8 protein-coding genes and 1 pseudogene are annotated in these 5,404 nt (G+C 65.4%); all 9 read left to right on the forward strand.

Annotation, left to right across the window (positions count from 1 at the left end; all coding sequences use genetic code 11):
- Window positions 1–310 (forward strand): annotated as a pseudogene (locus AC1DO7_RS39410) (hypothetical protein); the annotation flags it as partial.
- The gene (gene dnaB, locus AC1DO7_RS39415) at window positions 307–1,701 is read left to right on the forward strand and encodes a replicative DNA helicase (protein ID WP_441616363.1); all 1,395 of its coding nucleotides are present in this window, start codon (window positions 307–309) and stop codon (window positions 1,699–1,701) included. The pseudogene AC1DO7_RS39410 and the gene dnaB, both read left to right, overlap by 4 nt.
- A 7-nt stretch (window positions 1,702–1,708) precedes the next feature.
- A complete protein-coding gene (locus tag AC1DO7_RS39420; protein ID WP_441616361.1) occupies window positions 1,709–2,176 on the forward strand; it encodes a RusA family crossover junction endodeoxyribonuclease in 468 nt (155 codons plus the stop codon).
- Window positions 2,176–2,823: a hypothetical protein gene (locus tag AC1DO7_RS39425; RefSeq protein WP_441616359.1), complete on the forward strand. Its 648-nt coding sequence runs from the start codon at window positions 2,176–2,178 to the stop codon at window positions 2,821–2,823. Before AC1DO7_RS39420 ends, AC1DO7_RS39425 begins: the two co-directional genes overlap by 1 nt.
- Before the next feature lie 85 nt (window positions 2,824–2,908).
- Window positions 2,909–3,331 (forward strand): recombination protein NinB, encoded by a 423-nt coding sequence (locus AC1DO7_RS39430; protein WP_441616357.1) that lies wholly within the window; start codon window positions 2,909–2,911, stop codon window positions 3,329–3,331.
- On the forward strand, window positions 3,328–3,525 hold the full coding sequence (locus AC1DO7_RS39435) for a hypothetical protein (RefSeq protein WP_441616355.1): 198 nt from the start codon (window positions 3,328–3,330) through the stop codon (window positions 3,523–3,525). Before AC1DO7_RS39430 ends, AC1DO7_RS39435 begins: the two co-directional genes overlap by 4 nt.
- A complete protein-coding gene (locus AC1DO7_RS39440; RefSeq protein WP_441616353.1) occupies window positions 3,522–4,136 on the forward strand; it encodes a hypothetical protein in 615 nt (204 codons plus the stop codon). The genes AC1DO7_RS39435 and AC1DO7_RS39440 overlap by 4 nt, the downstream gene beginning before the upstream one ends.
- 180 nt (window positions 4,137–4,316) lie before the next feature.
- The gene (locus tag AC1DO7_RS39445; RefSeq protein WP_477117431.1) at window positions 4,317–4,790 is read left to right on the forward strand and encodes a hypothetical protein; all 474 of its coding nucleotides are present in this window, start codon (window positions 4,317–4,319) and stop codon (window positions 4,788–4,790) included.
- 209 nt (window positions 4,791–4,999) lie between these two features.
- On the forward strand, window positions 5,000–5,404 hold a 405-nt coding region (locus tag AC1DO7_RS39450), incomplete at its 3' end, for a terminase (protein WP_477117432.1).

The raw sequence follows: 5,404 nt of genomic DNA on the forward strand, positions 1-5,404 counted from the left end.
CCCTGACTGCCCGCATCAGGAAATCATCGGGCTCTACCACGAGCTGCTGCCGATGGGCCGTGCGGTTCGTGACTGGACGCCTGCTCGAGCTGCCCATCTGCGCACCCGGTGGAACGAAGACCCCAAGCGGCAAAACCTCGAGTACTGGCGCCGGTTCTTTGGCTATGTCGCCGGCTCTGCATTCCTGACCGGCAAGGTTTCGCCGCGCGATGGCCGAAAGCCCTTCCTGGTCAGCTTGGACTGGATCGTCAAGGCTGAGAACTTCGCCAAGATCCGCGAGGGGCAGTACCACGAGGACGCAGCAGCATGAACACGCCCGAGGACTTCCCCCAGGCGCGCGCGCTGTTCAGCGTGGAAGCCGAGCAGGCGGTGCTGGGCGGCCTGCTGCTCGACAACAATGCCGTCGACCGCATCAACGGCCTCGACCCGGCGCACTTCTACCGCGAGGACCACCGCGCCGTCTTCGTGGCCATCCTGCAGCTCGTTGTTTCGAACCGTCCTGCCGACGTGGTGACCGTGTTCGAGCGCCTGCAGTCGGAAGGGCGGGCCGAGCGCGTGGGCGGCCTGCCGTACCTCACCGAGCTGGCGCATCGCACGCCCAGCGCCGCGAATATCTCGCGCTATGCCGAGATCGTGCGCGACCGCGCCATGCTGCGCGAGACCGCCAGCGCAGCGCGCAAGGTGCTCGAGATGGTCGAGACCCCGAGCGCATTGAAGGGCGCGGAGATCCTCGATCGCGCACAGGCACTGCTGTCCGGCCTGGCGCAAATCGGCGTGCGCCGCGAGCCCAAGATGCTGCGCGAGCTGATGGCCGAGTTCTGCGATGCCGTCGACGCCCGCGCTCACGGCAGCGGCGAGACGGCGATCTCGACCGGGCTGGATTCGCTCGACCGTGCACTGAACGGCGGCCTGCGCCGGGGCAACCTGGTGATCGTCGCCGGCCGGCCTTCGATGGGCAAGACGGCGCTGACCACCGACATCGGCCTGAACATCTCGACCGACTACGGCGTGCTGCTCCTGTCGATGGAGATGTCCGACCAGGAGATCGTCGCGCGCTCGGTGGCCAGCCGCGGCGACATCGCGCTGTCGCACCTGTTGGGCCGCCTCAACCCGAACGACACCACCTCGTGGCAGAAGCTGACCGCATCGATCCAGCACATCGACGGGCTCAACTTTGCGGTCGACGACTCGCCTGCGCTGACGCTGCTCGAGGTGCGGATGAAGGCGAAGGCCCACCAGCGCAAGCACGGCCTGGACGTGCTGATCGTCGACTACCTCGGCCTGATGACTGGCGGCGAGGAAAAGATGCGCACGCAGCAGATCGGCGCCTACTCGCGCGGGCTGAAGGCGCTGGCCAAGGAACTGAACGTGCCGGTGGTGGCGCTCGCGCAGCTCAGCCGCAAGAACGAAGACCGCCCGGACCGGAAGCCGATCCTGTCCGACCTGCGCGACTCGGGCGACATCGAGCAGGACGCCGACGTGGTGATGTTCGTGCACCGGCCGGAGATGTACGAGCCGAACAACACCGAGCTGAAGGGCTACGCCGAGGTGCTGATCCGCAAGCAGCGCAACGGCGCGCTCAGCGACGTGCCGTTGCTCTACCGCGGCGCCGTGACCAAGTTCGAAGAATGGACCGGGCCGCTGCCGATGCTGTCGGCGGGCCCGGCCGTGCGCAAGCGCGGCATTGCCGCAGACCTGTGAGGAAACCATGACCCAGATCATCCTGACCCTGCCGTATCCCGTGAGCGCCAACCGCTACTGGCGCACCTACATGCCCAAGGGCTTCAAGGCGCCGGTGACGACGCTGAGCCAGGAGGCCAAGGATTACAAGACCGAAGTGGGCTGGCTGGCCAAGGCCGCCGGCGTCCGCGCGCCGCTGGCCTGCCGCGTTGCCATCGCCTACAGGCTGTTCCCGAAGCGCCCGCTGGACTGGCAGAAGCGCATGGCCAAGGACCCGCTGCATTGGGACGACGGCGTGCAGTGCATCGACTTGGACAACGCGCAGAAGGTGCTACTGGACGCGCTGAAGGGTGTGGTGATCCAGGACGACGGCTGGCAGGTGCGCCGGATCTCCGCCGAGCGGGCAGAGCCGGACGGCGACGCGCGCCTGGTGGTTACGATCACGCCGCTCATGACGGACTCGCCGCAGGCTGGACTGTTCGGGGAGGCAGCGTGATGGACACCGAACCGAAAGCCACTGTCGCGGAGCTGCTGCACGCCGCCTTCCTCCGCGGCGAGAAGATCGCGCCGCCCGAGTTCGCCAAGCGCATCGGAGTCTCCCGGGTGGCGGTGTGCAACGCTCTGAGGGAGCACTTCGCCGGGCTGCTCCGGGAAGAACAACCCAACGGCACCAGGATCGGCGGACTGCTGGTTTGCATCAGCATGGAGGAAATGCGGAACTGGAAGCCGCGTTCGCGGCCGGCACCAGCACAGTCCGCGCCGGCCGTGCCGCTCTCCCAGGCGCTGCGAGCCGCCTTCCTGCGTGGCGAGAAGGTGGTGGCCTCAACGTTCTCCGAGCGCGGCGGCTACACGCGCCAGGGGACGAGCGATGCACTCAAGCGGATGAGCCAGCGCGGGATGATCTCGTTCGAAATGGTGCGTCCCAATGGGCGCGGCAATGCGGCCATGGTCTGGACGTGCATTGATGAGAAGGCGATGCAGGCCTACCAGCCGATGGAGCCAGGGAAGCACGTTCGCTTTGTGGGTGGTGGCGCAGGATTCTCCGCGCTGCTCGACGTGTGGGGCATCGAGCTGGTCGACATCGCGCTGCCCTGTGTGCAGCACCGCATCGATGTGCCTGAAGACGAGATGGAGGTGTCCTGATGGACGATTACATGATGGGCTGGGTTGTCGTGGTGCTGGTGCTCATGGGCGGGCTGCTGCTCTGGTCGTGGGGGAGGAAGGGCTGATGAGCACCCTGTACCGCGAGTTCACGCTGAAGAGCCCGGGCATCTGGCCGACGGTTCTGGCGTTCATCAAGGCCAACGCGGCGGCGTTCGCCGAGAAAGGCAAGCCACTGCGGATCATCGTGACGGCCGAAGAGCGTCGGCGCACCACGGAGCAGAACGGCTTCTACTTCGGGCCGGTGCTACGCGACGTCGAGGAACAGGCTTGGATCGATGGGCAGCAGTTCAAGCGCGCCACCTGGCACGAGTACTTCGCCGACCTGTTCGCGCCGAAGGTGGAGATCGCGCTGCCCGACGGCCGGCTCTTCACGCGCCGCAAGTCGACATCGGAATTCTCGGTGGCGGAGTTCAGCGAGTACGTGACTAAGGTCCAGGCTCATGCGGCGAATGAGTTCGGGGTCAGCTTTGACGGGGTCCACGGATGACCCTGCCGGCCCACATGTTCCGGGACCCGGCCGAGGTCTACGAGCGCAACGAGGCGCGCAGCTGCAAGGGCTGCGTCTACGAGAAGACTGCGCGGCTGATGGGCACGACGCACACGGTCTGCACGAAGCTGCTGCGGGGCGGCAAACGAAGGAACCACGGCAAGCGTTGCCAGTTCTACGGGGAGAGGGGATGACGGAAGCGATTTTCAAGACGACGAGCCAGGCGCTCCATGTGGCCTACCTGGTGCTGTCCATGCCGCCGCGGCAGGGCGCGCCATTCCGGAACATGCTGATCCGGCTGCTGGAGGACCTGGACCACCCGACCCGCCAGCAGGATGTATGGCTGCAGCAACTGCGCGGCGTGGCCAGCGGCAGCACGATCAACTTCAGCGGGCTGTCGCCGGACGAGATCCGCGCGCAGTGCAGCATGATCACGGCGGCCGTGCGCGACCGGTTGCCGGAGCCAGAGCGCAACGTCATCTGGGCGCGGTATGCCTACCAGCTCGAGCGCGCCGCCGGCGTGCGTGGCCTGGCCGGCTACTACCAGGGCCTGATCGGCGTGGGCAACGACTTGGCCATGCTGGCGCTGGTCTGGCGTCGGTACGCGGGGCGGGAGAGGGCGGATCAGGATTTCTCGTTCCGGCAGATCGCGGCCGAGTGCGGCGGAAGCAAGAGCACCTATGAGCGGGCGAACAAGGTGTTGGTCGCCCACCTGCGGGCGCTGGAGCAGCGGGCCGACGAGACGCTGACGGACAGTTTCCGGGCTCACGGCGTGATCGAGGACGATTCCTTACAGGCAGCTTGAGTTTCTGGGACAGTTGGCATAGTATTTGTCCAGACTCGCCACCAGAGTCACAAAAGCCCGCATGGCTCGCCCAGCGGGCTTTTTCAATTGGGCGGTCCTATCGCGGGTCGACTGGACTTCGCTGGGCGCACGCGTTCGTTCCGCTAGAATCTTTCCTCCGACAAATGAGGAGAAGACCTGGTGGGAACATTCGAATCAGCAAGAACTAGCCTAGGCTACGCCGTGACCAAAGCGGCAAAGACGATTGACGACCTCCGAAGCCAAGCGGAGGAGGTGAGGAAGGCAGCAGCTGAGGCTCTCGATGTTGCGCCTGAACTCGTCTTCCTGGCAAACAACGAGAGCGGCAGCGTCCACAAGGTCAAATCGAGGCACGAACTTACCGAGTTCAGGGGTGATGGCGGACTCGATTTCGCTATCCTTGTCGAATGCTATATTCAGAGCGTTGGCACCGTTGAAATGACGGTCGATGTGAGCCTAAAAGAGACTCGGTACGGTATCGAGGTTACATGCTCGGGCGAGAGTTATGCTGTTCCCAACGGTGGAGTCGAACACACTGCGCAACGGATCTCATTTCTTGTGAATAGGGCCGCGTGCTGCCCGGCCATCGCGGCAGAACCGCATCCCCTGGGCGACAGCACCGAGCCCCAATCCTGAATTCGTGTCCCTGCGGGCACAACCGTCTCGATAACAGTCGAGGTCACCCCCGGCCGGCGGTGGGGCAAAACACCGGCAGCCGCTGACGTGAGCGTAAGCCATGTCTCCTCCCCCGCAGTGGGGCTTTCTGGCGACGGGCAGCGGCACCCCCCCAATCTCACACACGCGGAGTCGATGCCGGCGGCGTCGTTCCCTGAGGGACCGCGCATATGGCAAGACCTTCCAGTTTCAAGCCGGAGTTTGCTGAGCAAGCCCGGAAGCTGACCCTACTCGGCGCCACCAATGACGAGCTCGCCGACTTCTTTGGCGTGAGCACCGCCACCCTGCGGAAGTGGAGCGCCGACTACCCCGAGTTCCTGCTCGCCATAAAAATGGGCAAGTCGCTGGCCGACGCCAACGTGGCGGAGCGGCTCTACCAGCGCGCATGTGGCTTCGAGCACGACGATCTCGACATCCGGGTGGTGGGCGGCAAGATCCGCAAGACCAAGATCCGGAAGTACTACCCGCCTGACACCGCGGCGGCGTTCATCTGGCTGAAGAACCGCCAGCCGGCGAAGTGGCGCGACAAGACGGACCCGAAGGATGGGGACGACGTGCCGCCGCCGGTATCGGTC

Source organism: Cupriavidus sp. 05N40, from assembly GCF_056397305.1.